The sequence below is a fragment of the Parashewanella sp. 2210YD4-3 genome (genome assembly GCF_056591735.1).
In genome coordinates this window covers 367,400-385,250 of record NZ_JBWQOG010000002.1, presented here as the reverse complement: position 1 = coordinate 385,250, position 17,851 = coordinate 367,400, and the positions used below count along the sequence as shown (strand labels likewise).

Below are 17,851 nucleotides of genomic sequence, written 5' to 3'. Positions count from 1 at the left end.
GGTAGCCGAAAATTTGCTGTTTATTGATGTCAGAGTTAATTAAGAGTGACTTACCGTACAGGTAGCTAATAGAGGACAATAGCCACGGATGGCTAAGTTTAGTTTTGTGTCATTACCACTTAATCATTCGAAAAAAATCCTCTCACTAGTATGATGATAAACAGCAGGCCGATGCATTGAAGGTATTCAATTTTTGGCAGATGGAATAAGCTCGGCATAAGCCAATTCCAAAGAAAATAAATTGGGATTGATAATATAAAAACGTAAGCAAGCGTAAGCATAATAAAGGCAACAATTACTTGTAACATTTTCGTTGTAATTCACTCTTATTATCAGATATTAAGCCAGAATTTAGTTCCATTCGCTGAATACCGCTGTTATCTGGAATCCCTCTGCCTTCACCCATTGCTTTCATTGCTGAATTCATACTCACCTCGTACAAAATACTCTAAGGCGATCCTACTTTTAATTATGGGTGAGTTAAAGTAAGTCATTGTTAATGCTGGTCTTTTGTTGATCGGCAAGGTGTGGTATCTATTGTAAGAAAGCATTCGGGAGCCGGCAAAGGTGTATTAAGGCATGTGACTATTAATACTGAAATCAGTGAGCAAAAATTTTTAGAGATTGGGGTAGGCTAAACCCTTTGATACAAGTTAATCATAAAACCATCAACACTTTTCCCGTGAACAATTGTATGGCGTTCAGGTTCGTGGATTTGATGCCTTAATTGGTAAGCATTTTTGAACTCAATGGCGCTGGCTTTGTGAATATGAAGCACTGGTCTGGCTGTTCGCTTTACGCTTTTCTTTTTGCCCTTGATAAAGTTCTTTTTAAGTAGCTCGTAAATCACATTTTTGTTTACTTCTAAAAAGGTACAGGCTTCGGCTGGTGATAACCATTCAGGATCGGGCTGTTCATGCTTACTTCTCACAGGAATAAACTGTTTAAATGCCAAAGGAGAGCGTTTGAGAGGGTTGTAGGTATAAGCAATCTGCCCATCTAACATTTGTCTCACTAACTCTAGAAAATCTACACCCAAAAATTGAAACTGTTTAACTTGGTTCTTGTGTGGTTTGGTTACTTTCAATTGAGCACAGGAGACTAACCTTTTGACGAAGCTTTCTAATTCTTCTTTTTCAATAAGCCAGTCCCTATTGGCTTTGGTGGGTTTAAGTAACGGCTTGATGATCCCGCCATTAATCAAAAGCCTTAAGCGATATTGACTCAAGCCAAGAAGCTTGGCTGCGCCATTTAAACTTAAGCACCTTTCCAAGCGAGTTTTTAGTGTGATGATGTCTGAGCGAGCATACATGGCATCGCCATTTTTCAGTACAGTTTTAGGTTTAAGGAATGATTCTCTGAGTAGAACTTTAAACTTAGATACTGGAACATCCAGAACTGCCATTGCTTGTGTTTGGTTTACAAACGCTCTTGATGAAATAATATTGCTATCAATAAGAGTAATATTGGCATTGAAATTACCATTGCTGAAATGTGATTGAATAAACTGATCAAAGGTTTTTTTTAAAAGTCGATAGCCATCAAACTGGCTGTTTTCAGTAGAACAAAGATCATCATACAAATCTCTGTAGCAATTTCTTATTCCTGTATGCCCTTTCGTTCTCATTGGATGCGTTTGGAAGAAATCGAGTAACTCATAGAATTTGTTCGGCCAATCACACAAGTAATCGTGAGCGATTAAACATGGATTATCAGAACTTTTATGAGCAGGAAATGCTCTCAAATGAAAGTGAGATAAAAAACTACAGATATCGATAAATTCCGACAACTTCAGATTATTTACAACAGGATAAATCGAGCTTGGCTGTTGTTCCCATAAGTATTCAATATGTTGGTTAAGTTGAAGTTCTCGTTCAGTTATTTCTCTAGCTGGAATATCATTTACCCACTCAGGTAATTTCGTTTTCAGGTGATGGGTACTCCAACTTAGCTTTTTCCCGTTGTCGGGATTGATTGAAAGCAAGCTGCATCTATGTTCGGTGCAACAGCTTTTCATCTTTAAGCTGTTAAGAAGATTGAATGTGGATGCATCAGAATAGCAATGAGGGCAAACTTTTAAGTAAGTGAAGTCGAAGGCTTTAGCTAAGAAATGTTGCTTCATATAACTGAAGCGAGTTGCTCCATGTTTGATTAGCTGTCTCGATTCAATCTTTTGATGAGGCTGGTTTACCAAACTTGCTAGTTTCTCAGTATCAAAATCACCAAAGAATAATCGCTTACTCGGTACTCTTGTGTTAACCAGTTCTTCCCCTAATAGCTTCATCAAGGTTTGAACATTCCGATAGCCGTTGCCGTTTGCTAGTCGATGTAAGTAGCTAGGTAGAAGCTCGTTGGGTTGAGGGTATAAACGATTGATTAATTTCAAGCAGTTACGGAGTATTGGTTAATGGTAAATGCTTGATACCGTCAATCGTGCTCTATATCAATGAATGTTAAGTGACTTTAATTTGCGTAATATTTCTTGTTAATGTCAGCAATAAAAAATAAATATCTGTATGTTTTAATTAAGATATTGCGTTTTTTAAACAGTTATAGTTTGATAGACAAAAAGCTGGAGCGGATGGTTAGCGGTAGCTCTATTTATTATGGACAATAAATAGTAAGGAATGGACTGATATGAAGAAAAATGCCATCTCTAGTTTACTTGTTTTATCTCTTGCAGCAGGCTGTGCTTCAACTCCTAAAATAGACCCTAAAAAATCAAAAGCTCTCCAGAGTAAGATCAATAAAATAACTCTATATGGAACTCTGATCCGTAACGGTGATAAATTTACTCTTGGTTCTCATTTAATGGAAGAAAAGAGTATAAATACAGATAGGTACGCAACCCAGCAGTGGGAGTTTAATGGCAAAACCTTATATCCAGCATTCCGAACCGAGCGTTTTACATGTGATGTTAAAGAAGGAAAATGTAAGCGCTTTGAAAACATTAACTCACCTTTTTTTCACTTAAATGGCACAAAAAGTGCCTATGGTGATACTTATGAACACCGTATTAAAGATGGAAAAAGGGCAGGCTTATCGGCTAAAAATGTTTTACTAAGTGGTACAGCATTAGCAATTGCTGGTATACCAATAGTGGGTGGTACGATTGTTTATGGTGCAATAAGCTTACTGAGTCATGGTTCAATTTGGGTGCACAAGTGGATTGAATTTGATCACGATAGTTTTTATAAACATACCGCTAACGCTGTTGTTGAAAAGCATGGCTCTTTAGAAAATTATATAAACTATATGGCTAAAGCTAGTGATTTGCATAAGAGCTTGTCCAAGTATGAGCTAACAAAATACGGTGAGGTACGGAGGCACCAAAAAGAAAAGCAAAAAGAAATAAATCGATATGAGTTTATTGGATTAAATGATATCCCAATGTATTCATTCAAAATCCCTGCGTATGGTTCACTTGATGATTTCGAGAGTAAGGCAAAGTCTGATATCAATTTGCATTATGCAAACGTTCAATCGGATCTATTAGGTGAATATCAAACAAAGCTAGCAGAAGCCAAGAGTGATTTTATTAAAAAGCAAAATAGTGATTTCAAAAATGCTCGAACTACCGTTGAGCTTGAAAGCTACATTGCTCAATATGAAAACTTAGACCTTGCAAAAAACATTACCAAAGCAAAGTTGAAGCTGAGCAGTTCAATTAAGCGAGATAAACAAAAAATAAAGCGAGAGCAACAAAAAGAATTCAAGAGATTGAAGACACTTGGTGACGTAAGAAATTTTATCGACAAATATCAATATCAAGATGAAGCAAACTTAATCGCAAAGGCTCGAAAAATGAAAAAAGACACCGAGCTACGAATTCGCAAAGAAAATCAGCAAAGACGTAAAGCCAATCTAGCTAAATTAAATGCATGGAGAAACAGACTAAAAGTGGGTGCAGAGACTTTTTGCGGTAGAGTCATTGAAGCTAATTCCCCCATGTTCAAAATAGCGATATCTAGACCGCTTCAAGGCTATTCAGACACAATATGGCTGCATAAAGATAAGGTCTTTCAAAAGCATAGCGGTTGCCGAAATACAAATAATCAGCTATTTCCATACACTTATCCTGAAATCTAATGCTTGCTTATGATAAGGAGCTGAATGAAACAGCTCCTTAATCTTGTAGCTACAAAATTGACAAAGCCTAAAACAAATTATCTTCTTCGCTTAATTGCTTGTACGACTTGAACCCACTAGGTCTTGCTGAACTATGTTGCCCTTCAAGTTTCAGCTCAATGCAGAGCCTACGATAAATATCTTGTGGAAATCCACCGTTGAATTTCCATGAGTCTTGGCCGTCAGTCATATCAAGAACTCCTGAGATATTGGGATAGCGATGACCTAATTTGTGTCGAACAATATAGGCTGATAACTCCTTGCTAGTTCTAAATCTAAATTGAGCTAACTCGCTCACAAGCTGTTTGAACTCTTTATCTTTTTGTACAGTCTCGTTGTGCTGTGCCATTGTTGCCGCATAAACTTTTTCAGGATCGTTATTCACGCCAAACCCCATAGATACTCCTCAGTAAACAGCTTTGTGCTTTGTTTATAGCCTTTTAATCATATTAAATATCCATATTGCATATGCGGATTTGCTTCACACTTCCTAATTTTAATCTTTGGCATAATTAATATTAATTGGTTGGAAGTTTAGTTAATTTGTAAACCATCAATTTTCTCTTAACCAATCACAGCTTATAGTGCAAAATAGCTTTCTTTTCTTTGCTACTCGCATTAATCAATCCGTCAACAACTCAATAATGTGATTGATTTTTCTTACTTCTTTCAAGGTGGATATTCGATGAACCACAGCGTACATAACAAACTGGTTTCTTTCATTTGGTCGATTGCAGACGACTGCTTACGAGATGTGTACGTGCGAGGTAAATATCGAGATGTGATCTTGCCAATGGTAGTGCTGCGTCGTATCGATACCTTGCTAGAGCCAACTAAGCAAGCGGTGCTGGATGAAGTTAAATTTCAAAAAGAAGAAATGGATGCCGTTGAGCTTGACGATGAGCCATTAAAAACCGCATCAGGTTATGTGTTTTACAACACTTCCAAGTGGACGCTAAAAAGCCTTAAAAATACCGCCACGAATAACCGTCAAATTCTATTAGCTAACGTTGAAGAATACTTGCTTGGCTTCAGTGATAACGTAAAAGAAATCATCAAATGCTTTAACCTGCAATCGCAAATCCGCCACATGGCAGAAAAAGACGTATTGCTTGAGGTGATTGAAAAGTTTGTTTCGCCATACATCAACCTAACGCCAACAGCAAAAGAAGATCCTGATGGCAACAAAATGCCAGCTCTAACCAATTTGGGCATGGGTTATGTGTTTGAAGAGTTGATCCGCAAATTTAACGAAGAAAACAACGAAGAAGCAGGAGAGCACTTTACCCCAAGAGAAGTGATTGAGCTGATGACCCACTTGGTCTTTGACCCAATTGAAGCACAGTTACCTGATCCGCTGACCATCTACGATCCTGCCTGTGGTAGTGGTGGTATGCTCACCGAAGCCCAAAACTTTATTGAAGAAAAATACCCTGTTGCTGACGGAAAGCGTGATATTCACCTTTACGGCAAAGAGATCAACGACGAAACCTACGCCATTTGTAAATCAGACATGATGATCAAAGGTAATAACCCTGAAAACATCAAAGAAGGCTCAACACTCGCAACCGATGAGTTCATGGCTAAACGCTTTGACTTCATGCTGTCCAACCCGCCTTACGGCAAAAGCTGGGCAAGTGATCAAAAACACATTAAAGATGGCTCAGATATTATCGATCCTCGTTTTCAAGTTACTCTCGCTGACTATTGGGGCAAAACAGCCACTGTCGATGCCGCACCACGCTCTAGTGACGGTCAATTACTGTTCCTAATGGAAATGGTCAGTAAAATGAAAACGCCTGCTCAGGGCATTCTAGGAAGCCGTATCGCATCGGTTCACAATGGTTCAAGTTTGTTTACGGGGGATGCTGGCTCTGGTGAAAGTAACATTCGTCGCTTCCTTATCGAAAACGATAGGCTTGATGCCATTGTGCAGCTGCCAAATAACCTGTTTTACAACACAGGCATTACCACCTACATCTGGCTGATAAACAATAACAAGCCAGCGCAGCGCAGAGGCAAGGTACAGTTAATCGATGCCAGCCTACTGTGTAGAAAGCTGCGTAAAAACTTAGGTAATAAAAACTGCGAATTTTCACCGCAGCATATTGCACAAATTACTCAAGTCTACCTTGATGGCAAAGACATCGAGCGCACAAAAGACGATAACAACGACCCAATGGGTATTGCGTCTAAGGTGTTTGATAATGCTGATTTTGGTTACTACAAAGTCAATATCGAACGTCCAGATCGTCGTAAGGCACAGTTCAAAGACGAACTCATTGCACCATTGCGTTTTGATAAATCGTTACGTGAAGTGATGGAGTATCTCTACAACGAACATGGCGATAAGGTCTATCAGCCAGAGTTTTTACAAGCTGAGCAAAAGGCGATTATATCGTGGTGTGAAGAAAACGATATTAGCCTTAATGCCAAAGCCAAAAAGAAGCTGTTAGATGGTAAAACATGGCAAGACGGTCGATTACTGGTTGAGCTGGCTAACGAATTTAAAAAGACCATCACCCAAGAATACAGCGACTTTAACCAATTTAAGCGTGATGTAGAAAAGCTGTTTAAAACCGTTGCGCCCGAAATATTAAGCGATATTGCAAGCGGTAAACGCAAAGGGTTTTACACGAGCGTTGTAAATGCCGTGAGCTGGTATGACGAAAGCGCTGAAAAAGTCGTCAAGAAAGTCGTTAAGCTAAAACAAGACAAGCTGGATGAACTCTTAGACCACTTAGGCTGTGAGCAATCTCAACTCGCAGATTTTGGTTACTTCCCGTCAAATAACACCAACGAATACACCACTTACGAGCCAAGCTCAGACTTGCGTGATGCTGAATCTGTACCGCTAACTTACTCAGCTAAAGATGCGAATGAAAACACTGGCAACAGTGAAATTCACCAATACTTTCTTGATGAAGTGAAACCCCATGTGGATGAAGCGTGGATCAACCTTGATTCAGTCAAAATTGGTTACGAGATCAGCTTTAACAAATACTTCTACCAACACAAAGCCCTGCGCTCGATTGAGGAAGTCGCTCACGACATTATTGCCCTAGAGAGAAAAGCCGAAGGCTTGATCTCCGAGATATTAGGCATTGAACTCGCCAAAGCGTAGGAGAATAGGTGATGAATGAATTAACAACCATGCCTAAATATGAAGCTTATAAAGATTCAGGTGTTGAGTGGTTGGGGGAGGTTCCTGAAAGTTGGAGCTTAGTTCCATTGAAATTGATGGTAAAAGAACGTTCCGGAAATGGCTTCCCAATTGAAATGCAAGGAGGAAGTGGCGATATTCCATTCATCAAAATTAGTGATTTTGGGAATGATAGGATTTATGTAGGTGACTCTGTTAATAAAGTTTCTTTCCAACAAGTAAAAAAATATAAATGGAATATGATACCAGCAGGTTCACTTGTGACAGCTAAAATTGGTGAGGCTCTGCGAAAAAATCATCGGAAGCTCATTAAAGAATGTTCAATAATAGACAATAATTGTATTGCATTTGAGTGCATTAATATTGATCCAATGTTTAACTTTTATCTACATAAAGTTATAGATTTTGATTGGTTCGTCAATCCCGGTACTGTGCCTAGTATTTCGGTTCCAAAATATAAGTCTTTTAAAATTGCAGTTCCAAAACTAAAAGAACAAACCGCCATTGCCAATTTCCTCGACAAAAAAACAGCGCAGATAGATGAAGCCATTGCCATTAAACAACAGCAAATCGAGCTGTTAAAAGAGCGCAAGCAAATCATTATCCAACAAGCCGTCACCCAAGGACTCGATCCTAGCGCCCCAATGAAAGACTCAGGCGTAGATTGGATAGGACAAATCCCAGAGCATTGGGAGGTTCGTAGAAGCAAGTTTCTATATACTCAGAGAAAGGAAAGAGCCAGAAAAGAGGATGTTCAGCTCTCTGCCACACAGGCATATGGTGTTATACCACAGGAACAGTATGAATTATTAACGGGCAAACGAGTGGTAAAAATCCAATTTCATTTGGATAAAAGAAAACACGTTGAAAAAGATGATTTTGTGATTAGCATGAGAAGCTTTCAGGGTGGCTTGGAGAGAGCTTGGGACAGTGGCTGCATCCGTTCCTCTTATGTTGTTCTGAGAGCGTTAGAAGAAATTGAGCCAGCATTTTACGGATATTTATTAAAACTTCCTTTATATATCAAAGCGCTTCAGCAGACCGCTAGCTTTATTAGAGACGGACAAGATCTAAATTTTGAAAATTTCTCTAAAGTGGATTTATTCATTCCGACTCTGAAGGAACAACGAGACATCGTTGATTATGTCGTTTCCTTCACTACTTCATCAGATGAGGGAGTAGCGTTATTAAAAGACAAAATCGAAAAACTCAAAGAATACAAAACCACACTGATCAACAGTGCTGTTACGGGCAAAATTAAAGTGCCGTTAAGCGGAAGCTAATAATAACAATATGAATATCAAGGATGAACAAAATGAAAGAACTCGTATTTTCCATTGGTGATATTTTTAATCATGAAAGTCAAAGTGGGTGTTTATCTCAATATCATGCGAGTTGTTTTCATATTCCAGCCTATCAACGTGGCTATAAATGGGGGAGTGAGTCAACTGGTGCAGTAAGCATTTTACTTGATGATTTATGGCATGCTTATATCAAACAAGAAGACGAGTATTACTTACAATACATCACAGTAAAGCCCTTGATGCTATGTGATTCGCAATATATGGAAGTCATTGACGGTCAGCAGCGTTTAACCACTCTTTCTGTTTTATTGTCAGTTATTAATATGCTTCTTGAAAAGGAGACTGATGAAGAAAATATTGCACGTCATAAGCTTGATTATGCCATTAGAGAAAACTTCTTTGATGAGTTCATTTACAAGCACGAAAAGCTTAAGCAAATTGCTGAGCTGAGTTGGAATGACTTTATTGCAGAAGACACCGAAAGGTTGGATCGCCAAGATATTTTTTATTTACATGGTGCAGTAAAAGCTTGCACTCGCTTCCTGAAAGATAACAAGGTAAAGATTAACTCATTTCAAGATTACTTGCTTACCAACGTAAAGTTAATTGTAAATTCTGTTGAACCACATATCGTCAGCGAAACAGTGTTCAAAAACCTAAACAGCAACAAGGTGCCACTTTCAGAAGTTGAACTCATAAAGGCTTTATTTATTACACGAGTGGGACGTGAAAAAGTTCGTAATGCAGATAGTCACTTTCGTGAAGTAATGGAAGTTAGGCTTGGTCTTAGTCGAACATGGGAAGATATTCAGCAATGGGCACAACGTGGTGATATCAACAGTTTCTATTTTGATGATACCCTTTCCCCTCTACACGGATTACTTCAATTAACTGCTCTATGTATGGGAGCTAAAGCTTCTGAAATAGGTGACGCCAAAACTAATACCAGCCATCCTCTCTTCAATTTTTTCACTAAACACCAAAGTGAAATAAATAATGGGTTTAATCAATTGATTGAAGTGCATGAGCGTTTAAAAGATTGGTTTGAAAGTGATGATGTTTATCATCTGATCGGCTTTTGTCGATTTACCTTAAAAAGTAAATACAAGGGATTAAGCTTTTTAAAGGACTGCCTAGCATTACCAACTAAAACAGCATTAAAGTCATTTTTAAAGGGCAAAAAATCTGAATTAATGTTTGGTGAACATTCTGAAAGTGACGACAAAAACGCTTTGATAAAAAGCTTAAAGTATGGTGATGATGACAAGCAAATTCATGCCGTTTTATTGGCTTTAAGTGTGTTTCCAATAAATGTTACTCGACGTTTTGATTTTGATTCGTTTAAGCGACAAGATTGGTCTTTAGAGCACGTGTTTCCTCAAACGCCTGAAGGTAAAGGTCATGTGTTAACTGAGTCTGAAAAGATAAATATTAGAGCGCTTTTGAACGAAAAAAATGAAGAAGTTGAGTCATTGTTGCAACAAAAATCCCGTACAAATGAAGAGCAAAAAGTTTATGTGAATGCCATTCGAAAGACTGGGATATTAGATAATATCGGAAACATGTGCTTGCTCACTGGAGGGGCGAACAGTGCTTTAGGATGTAAATTTTTTGATGGAAAAAGACAAAAAATCCTAAAACTAATTCAAAGAGGAGACTTTGTTCCCAAGCACACGTTTGATGTGTTTTCCAAAATGATTAATGGGCTGGAAGATGATTTAGCTTTATGGTCAAAACAAGATATTCAAAGTCATGCAGACTATATCGCTAGCACCGTTATGCAAATAATTAGGGATGATGATTAATGAGAGCAGGTAAATATAACTATCAATCTTTATTCGTAAATCGGTATATAGACCAACTGATCATTCCAGAAATACAACGAGATTATGTTTGGCAGAAGGAACAAGTTAGTGGGCTTCTATCTTCCATTGTTTCTGATTTTACTCGCTATCAGCAGGCTGATGTTCCGTCATTAAATTTGACCGATACCATGGACGGTTTACATAAACTTGAAGAAGATTTTGCTGATTTTTATCGCCAGAGAAATTTCTCGTCAAATATTGGGTTTATCTATGCCTACAGTGATCAGGAGTACAGCGGACGTTACTTTTTGATTGACGGGCAACAAAGAATTACCACCCTATATTTAGTTTTATTGTTGCTAGCAGTTCGTACAGGCAACGGGGCTGATTTTAAGAACAAATATTGTATTAAAGAAACACCTAAGTTGGACTATCGAGTGCGCAGCTCTGCTTGCACATTTATTCGGAAACTGGTGACCTTTTATCTTGAACATGCTGGCAAGAATATAGAAGATCAACCTTGGTATTTAAGTAGCTATGAAGATGATATAACCATTAAAAATATCATCAATAACTTGAAGGTGATTAAAACATTTCTTGAAGATCACAATTTAGATGAAGCCCTTTTGTATTCATATGTAAATGAATATACAGAGTTTTGGTACTTTGATACTAATATCAGCGCACAAGGTGAGAACTTATATATCTATCTCAATGCCCGTGGTGAGCAGATGCAAGGTAATGAAAACCTCAAAGCAGAGTTATTAAGGAAGCTTGACTCTACCGAATGCAAAAATGATAAGGGTGCTGAGTGGGAAAATTGGCAAGACTTCTTTTGGCGAATGAGAACCAGAGGAGTTAAATCCAAACCTATTGAAACCCTCAATGCTGATAAGGGCTTCAATGAGTTTTTAAGCTGTATTTGTGGCTTACAAATATACTTATCAGGGAATGCTAATAGCTGGCTAGAACAAAACAAATCGTTAAAACCTACACAGAACATATTAGCTCAGGAGCTTACGCTTGATGTTATTAGTCAATATATGGGCATTCTTCAATTTATGGAAACTCAGCGCCTAGAGTTTGCAAAGTCGTATCCCTATGCTGGATGGTTGGATAAGTTTTTCGATGACTTTTGGTCGATGTTCAATTCAAATACAACTGCTTGGGTAATTGACTATAGCTATGACCATCTCGCAACAGAAAGGAGACGAATGGTTTTTATGTGGGGGGTCTTACATTGGGTTAATTCAGCTTTATCTCTTGACAAATTGAGTGTACATCAAATTTTTCGTGGAATACGTCAATTTTATCTTCGCTATAAAAATAATAACCGTTCCGTTGTTGGTGATAACGGGGTAAGTAGTTCTGTTAGTAATTTGCTTATTCATGGCTATATATCAAATAAGAATGATGATGAAGAGTACAAAAAAGAGCGTTGGCTAGAGCTTGTATCTGATGAAGAAGATTGGGCAGAGTTAGAGTCGATGCTTTGGCAAATTGAAGATCACCCATACAACCTTGATGGCTCTGATGTGGGAATGACCAATAGTAGTCACTTGGTTAATTTTGATGAAGCATTAACGTTTGAAAAGCTAACTAAAATTAAAGATACTTTTTATCTGTGTTTTCCACCAGAAAATTCGAGTGACACAAGTAAGTTTCCAATTCTTCAGAGTTTATTACTGCATTATGGTAAATTTTGGAAACGCAAATCACCTTGGTACTACGAAAACTACCAGTTTAATGACTGGCGCAATATCATTCGCTCTCGAATGCCCTACCTAAAAAATAATGAATTCATTATGTTCTTCAGCGAATTGATGGAAACAGGGTGGACACCTGAAAGGCTATTAGAAGAAAAAAGAAAACATTTTGCCGTGAAAACTGATGATGACTTTTTAACTCAATTACTGTGGTACAACAATAAGCTCAGAGAAGCTATGTGGTGCAAAGGGGCGTATATCGCTTTAAATGTAGATTACGTAATAGAAGATAGAGATAGAGCCTTTGAACATAGTAAGCCTCTTTTTAATACTACAGGTAATTTCAGAGGGGGAAATTACTGTGAACTCTTTAATTTGTTACCAGAGTTAGAAAGGAATTGATAGATGGTTAGCCAAACAAACGAACAAGCTCTTGAATCAGCAATTGAAAAGCATCTTACAGGTATTAGCTTAGAAGACATTAAAGCTGGGGTACTGGAAGTAAACCCTGATTATTCTGGTCGTTACTTTAAGCAAGGTAGTCCAGCTGATTTTGATGTGCACTATGCGTTGGATACTCTTCATTTTTGGAATTTTTTACAACAAACACAGAAAGAAGAAATAGAAAAGCTTAAGCGCAATAGCCCTGTTGATTGGAAGCGTAAGATTGTTGAACGGTTTGATAGGCTGATCAAAAAGCATGGTGTTTTACACTTATTGAAAAAAGGGTTAAGTGTTGATGATGCGCATTTGACCTTGATGTATCCAGCTCCGCTTGCCAGTTCGAGTATTCAAGTTAAGAAGAACTTTGCGAGTAATATTTTTAGTGTTACTCGTCAGCTTCGGTATTCGTCAGTTAATACTCGACAAGAAATTGATATGGTGCTGTTTATTAATGGCATCCCTCTGGTCACGCTTGAATTAAAGAATCATTGGACGAATCAAACGGCTCGATATCACGGACAGAAGCAGTATCGTAATGATAGGGATATTAATCAGCCGCTACTTCAGTTTGGTCGCTGCCTTGTACATATGGCAGTAGACACAGATGAAGTCTATATGACCACCAAGTTAGCAGGGAAAAGCACCTTCTTTTTGCCTTTTAATAAAGGTAACAATCATGGGCAGGGTAACCCTCCAAACCCAAATGGGCACAAGACCAGCTACCTATGGGAAGAGGTGTTTACTAAAGAAAGTCTTGCAAACATTATTCAGCATTTTGTTCGCTTAGATGGCAGTAGCAAAGACGATTTGAAAAAGCGTACTTTGTTCTTTCCTCGTTATCATCAGATGGATGTGGTCAGGAAACTGGTTGACCATGTTGCGACTCAAGGTGTTGGTCACACTTATTTGATCCAGCACTCAGCAGGTTCTGGTAAATCGAATTCCATAACTTGGGCTGCCTATCAGCTTATCGAGACCTACCCAGTTTCGACAGCGGTTCGTGGTAGTAAGGGCATGGAAGAAGCCCTATTTGACTCTGTGATTGTGGTTACAGACAGAAGATTACTTGATAAACAACTTAGAGATAACATCAAAGAATTTTCTGAGGTTAAGAATATTGTAGCCCCAGCGCATAAGGCATCAGAACTAAAATCGGCATTGGAAGTTGGTAAGAAAATCATCATTACCACTATCCAAAAGTTTCCATTCATCATTGATGGCATTGAAGATTTAAGTGATAAGCGCTTTGCTGTGATCATTGATGAGGCGCATAGCTCACAATCAGGCTCGGCTCACGATAATATGAATCGAGCGATGGGCAAAGCAGAGGTTGAAGAATCGGAAGATGCTCAAGATAAGATTTTGAATGCGATGCGCTCAAGAAAAATGCGTGGTAATGCGTCTTATTTTGCTTTCACTGCAACCCCAAAAAACTCTACTTTAGAAAAGTTTGGCGAGCAGCAACCTGACGGCACATTTGTTCCTTTTCATCTGTATTCAATGAAACAGGCGATTGAAGAAGGCTTTATTCTTGATGTGATCGCCAATTACACCACCTATAAAAGCTATTACGAAATTGAAAAGTCGATTCAAGATAATCCGCTTTTCGATACCCAAAAAGCGCAAAAGAAGCTGAGAGCTTATGTAGAGCGAGAGCAGCAAACCATCAATACCAAAGCTGAAATTATGCTTGAGCATTTTACTGATAAGGTCGTTAATGCGAAGAAGCTGAAAGGCAAAGCTAAAGCGATGGTGGTTACTCAAAATATTGAAACAGCTATCCGCTATTACAAAGCTATTACACGCCTTTTAAATGAAAAGGGTAACCCATTTAAAGCCTTGATTGCGTTCTCGGGCACTAAAGAAGTGGATGGCATTGAGTACACAGAAGCGGAGATGAATGGTTTTTCTGAAGCCGATACCAAAGAGTATTTTGATGTTAACTTCAAACGTAAAAGCTCAGATGACAAAGTTCCTAAGCACATCAACCAAGACGAATTTCGTATACTTGTTGTGGCAAACAAGTACCTAACAGGGTTTGACCAACCTAAGCTAAGCGCCATGTATGTGGATAAGAAGCTGGCGAGTGTGCTATGCGTGCAGGCTTTATCACGATTAAACCGTTCAGCACCTAAGCTTGGCAAAAAAACAGAAGACTTATTCGTTTTAGACTTTTTTAATAGCACGGATGATATCAAAGCTTCGTTTGATCCTTTCTATACGTCAACCAGTCTTTCTGAGGCTACAGATGTCAATGTGCTACACGAGTTAAAAGATGCACTCGATGATGTAGGAGTATATGAGTGGCATGAAGTTGAACGCTTTGTTGAGTTGTACTTTGATAACGCTGATGCTCAAAAGCTAAGCCCAATTATCGATGTTGCGGCAAATCGATTTAATAATGAACTTGAGTTAGAAGAAGACGACAAAGTTGATTTTAAAATCAAAGCGAAACAGTTTGTAAAAATCTATGGGCAAATGGCCTCTATCATGCCGTATGAGATTGTGGCGTGGGAGAAGCTGTTTTGGTTCTTAAAGTTCCTAATTCCAAAACTGATTGTTAAAGACCCTGACTCTGACGCAATCGACAAGTTATTAGATTCTGTAGATTTAAGCTCTTATGGTTTGCAACGGAATAAGCTTAATCACACTATTGAAATGGATGATAGTGAAACGGTACTAGACCCTCAAAATCCAAACCCTCGTGGTAGTCATGGTGAAGCTGAAAAAGATCCTCTGGATGATATTATCAAAAACTTTAATGAGCGCTGGTTCCAAGGTTGGAGTGCTACGCCAGAAGAACAGAAAGTGAAGTTTATTAATATTGCTGAAAGTCTCAAGGATCATCCAGATTTTGAAAGTAAATATCAAAACAACCCAGACCCATTCAACCGTGAATTAGCCTTTGAGAAAATGCTAAAAGAAATCATGCTACAACGTCGTAGGGATGAATTGGAACTCTATAAGCTTTATGCACAAGACCCAGCTTTTAAAGCCGCATGGACTCAGAGTTTGCAAAGTACGGTTGATAATCAAAATCAGATTTAGGTTAGGTTTAGTTGAGAATTACATCCGATTGGACTGCATTCATTCGGTTATACAATAAAGTCGTAGAGGTATTAGTTTGTGAAAAGAGCCGTTATCACGCTTATTGCCAGTATTGTTTGTGGCAATGCTTATTCCATAGACAAAATTAACGCATCACAATCAGCATTTCATATCGGAGAAAGTGTGATTGCATGTGGCGTAGTCAAGCAAGTTTCAAATTTCAAAAAAGGGGTATACATAAACTTAAATGGGTCTTATCCAAGTCAGGCTCTCACATTGGTTGTTTGGCATAATCATATTACTTCGGTTGAAAAAGAGGTTGGATCTTTGAGTGCCATATATAACCAAACGGTTTGTGCAAGTGGGAAACTAAGTAGTTATAAGGGCAGAAGCCAAATGAAAATCTATAATGGCTTTTCTATTAAGAAGGATAAAGATGCATTCTAAAGCTGCATTTGTTTTTTGGGTTTCCTCAATTCTCTACTTGATCACTTTGTTTACGGTTTCTTATGTAGGTGTCTATTTGACCTATATTGCTATTCCATTCATTACTATTTCTGGTCTAGTCATGTTTTGCACTAAACCCAAAGCTGATTATGTAGAAGCGGTTAAGCAAACCAAAGAAACCATTTCAGAAGTTGGTACAGCAACAGGATCTGCGTTAGATTCATTTTCAGGTTTTATGGAGGATATAAATGATTCATTAAGGGAGCACAATGAAATTAACGAACTGGTTCGAACGAGAACAGAAAGCCTCAAACAGCAAAGGCATCAATTGGAATTAACGCTTGTGCCATTAAAGGAGAAGTATGACGTTATCTACAGTGAACAAGATCTCGTCGAGCGTAAAATGGAGCGAAATCGTATAAATAAAGAAATTGAACATATCGATCTCTCAATAGAGAAAATTAAGGAGGCTTGTGAGATAGAGGTGAAGAGTAAAAAATCTTTGGGATAGCCTTTGTTGTCAGCTCTATTTTTTGTAAATTACCTCGGGGGAAAGTCGTTATTCATCTGAGGGAAAATGATGATAGTTGTTTATAAGGAAGTAATTTAAATTGAATAAATTCTTAGCTGTAATTTTATGCCTAATTGCCTTTTTAGGATTGTTTATTGTTGTCAACTTACCGATTATCGCAACTTCAGGTAAAGAACCAGGTGTAGTAATAATTGTTCTTGAACTTTTTCTGTTAGCAAAACTTTATAAGTGGTTAATAAAACCTCGCCAACAGCAAAAAAGGAACTATACGAAGCCACAAAGTATCCCTAACTCTAAAGCTCCAGTTGAGGTGATGAAGTTATCACTTAGTGATTTATCCATAACAGAAATGTCTAAAACAATTCAAGATGATTGGGAAACAGTAGCTAAATATCAACCAGAAGTTGAAAAGTGCAGACTTGCACTTGAGTCAATATCTCAAAAGTTAGCTTTAGATTTTGTTAAAGAAACGCTCCCCAATAAAAACTTTAATGATGCAAAGAGCAATGCTGAGGTTATGCGAGTCAATTTTATTCGGAGTTTTTTTGGAACTTCTCCTGAGTTACAGCAATATGGCGAACAGCTGTTGGTTGACGATAAACCAGAGGCAGCGATCGAATTAAGTAAAGTTGTATCAATATTAGGATCTAGTCTTGAGGCAAGTGAAATCATAAATAAATTCGAAGCAAACTCAAATTTACAGTCTCCAAACAGCTTATTTTTGGAGCATAACGAACCAAGTGAAAATGAAGTAGAAGTTAATTCTGTTGACTCAACTCAAAATGAAAAAAAAGCTAATATTGGTTCGGGCATTTTGAAGCCTCTCATAATATTTTGTTTGACTATTTTTGCATTGAACATAATCGCATTCCTATACGAGATGGCTATAAAAGAGAAAGACAAACACCTTGAGCCTATTTCTGAAGTGACTAAAGATTATGAATGGAAAATTGAGGATTTAGGTACATTATCAAAAAATGAAAAGCTAACCACGATATTTCTTGGAAGATTCAATAATCATGATGCAACGCAATTAACACGGGTACTAGATGATAAAGGTTACGTTGTTTATTTCCCCTTAAAAACTGAAGTGAATGGGCTGGTAGAAATATATGTTGGGAGACATAATTCGTTTGCAAGTATGCGTGTTCAACAAGAGCAGATCAAAATACTTACTGGTTTAGAAGGACAAATCGTTCGGTATGACACGAAAGGTTTAGGGCGTATAGCTATGACTTATACCCCCTAGATAAATGTGGCTTCAATACTTTAAT

Annotated in this window: 11 protein-coding genes; 9 read left to right on the top strand and 2 right to left on the bottom strand. The window is 37.9% G+C overall.

All coding sequences use genetic code 11. The annotated features are described in order from the left end of the window. Positions 1 to 634: 634 nt before the first annotated feature. Entirely contained in the window at positions 635 to 2,386 is a 1,752-nt protein-coding gene (locus tag AC1EU0_RS05005) for a TniQ family protein (protein ID WP_480300866.1), read from the bottom strand. A gap of 251 nt (positions 2,387 to 2,637) precedes the next feature. Here AC1EU0_RS05005 and AC1EU0_RS05000 point away from each other — a divergent pair, with 251 nt between their 5' ends. Continuing rightward, positions 2,638 to 4,089, top strand: coding sequence for a hypothetical protein (locus tag AC1EU0_RS05000; protein WP_480300864.1), 1,452 nt, complete (start codon positions 2,638 to 2,640; stop codon positions 4,087 to 4,089). Between the two features lie 67 nt (positions 4,090 to 4,156). Here the strand turns inward: AC1EU0_RS05000 and AC1EU0_RS04995 are convergent, their stop codons facing one another. Further along, positions 4,157 to 4,525 (bottom strand): hypothetical protein, encoded by a 369-nt coding sequence (locus tag AC1EU0_RS04995; protein WP_480300863.1) that lies wholly within the window; start codon positions 4,523 to 4,525, stop codon positions 4,157 to 4,159. A 288-nt stretch (positions 4,526 to 4,813) separates the two neighbouring features. On the opposite strand from AC1EU0_RS04995, the gene AC1EU0_RS04990 reads away from it, so the two are divergent. The 8 genes from AC1EU0_RS04990 to AC1EU0_RS04955 all read left to right on the top strand — a co-directional run bounded on the left by AC1EU0_RS04990 (position 4,814) and on the right by AC1EU0_RS04955 (position 17,826). Next, complete coding sequence (locus AC1EU0_RS04990) at positions 4,814 to 7,252, top strand: type I restriction-modification system subunit M (protein WP_480300862.1); 2,439 nt, start codon at positions 4,814 to 4,816, stop codon at positions 7,250 to 7,252. An 11-nt stretch (positions 7,253 to 7,263) separates the two neighbouring features. Beyond that, positions 7,264 to 8,574, top strand: coding sequence for a restriction endonuclease subunit S (locus tag AC1EU0_RS04985; RefSeq protein WP_480300860.1), 1,311 nt, complete (start codon positions 7,264 to 7,266; stop codon positions 8,572 to 8,574). A 32-nt stretch (positions 8,575 to 8,606) separates the two neighbouring features. After that, the gene (locus AC1EU0_RS04980; RefSeq protein ID WP_480300859.1) at positions 8,607 to 10,400 is read left to right on the top strand and encodes a GmrSD restriction endonuclease domain-containing protein; all 1,794 of its coding nucleotides are present in this window, start codon (positions 8,607 to 8,609) and stop codon (positions 10,398 to 10,400) included. Further along, complete coding sequence (locus AC1EU0_RS04975; RefSeq protein ID WP_480300857.1) at positions 10,400 to 12,508, top strand: GmrSD restriction endonuclease domain-containing protein; 2,109 nt, start codon at positions 10,400 to 10,402, stop codon at positions 12,506 to 12,508. Before AC1EU0_RS04980 ends, AC1EU0_RS04975 begins: the two co-directional genes overlap by 1 nt. Positions 12,509 to 12,511: 3 nt before the next feature. Continuing rightward, positions 12,512 to 15,598 (top strand): type I restriction endonuclease subunit R, encoded by a 3,087-nt coding sequence (locus AC1EU0_RS04970; RefSeq protein WP_480300855.1) that lies wholly within the window; start codon positions 12,512 to 12,514, stop codon positions 15,596 to 15,598. 78 nt (positions 15,599 to 15,676) lie between these two features. Further along, the gene (locus tag AC1EU0_RS04965) at positions 15,677 to 16,045 is read left to right on the top strand and encodes a hypothetical protein (protein WP_480300854.1); all 369 of its coding nucleotides are present in this window, start codon (positions 15,677 to 15,679) and stop codon (positions 16,043 to 16,045) included. Further along, positions 16,035 to 16,556 carry a hypothetical protein gene (locus AC1EU0_RS04960; RefSeq protein ID WP_480300852.1) on the top strand — a complete coding sequence of 174 codons (522 nt, stop codon included), beginning with the start codon at positions 16,035 to 16,037 and terminating at the stop codon, positions 16,554 to 16,556. The genes AC1EU0_RS04965 and AC1EU0_RS04960 overlap by 11 nt, the downstream gene beginning before the upstream one ends. A gap of 100 nt (positions 16,557 to 16,656) precedes the next feature. Continuing rightward, positions 16,657 to 17,826, top strand: a complete 1,170-nt coding sequence (locus AC1EU0_RS04955) for an SPOR domain-containing protein (RefSeq protein WP_480300850.1) — start codon at positions 16,657 to 16,659, stop codon at positions 17,824 to 17,826. Positions 17,827 to 17,851: the final 25 nt, after the last annotated feature.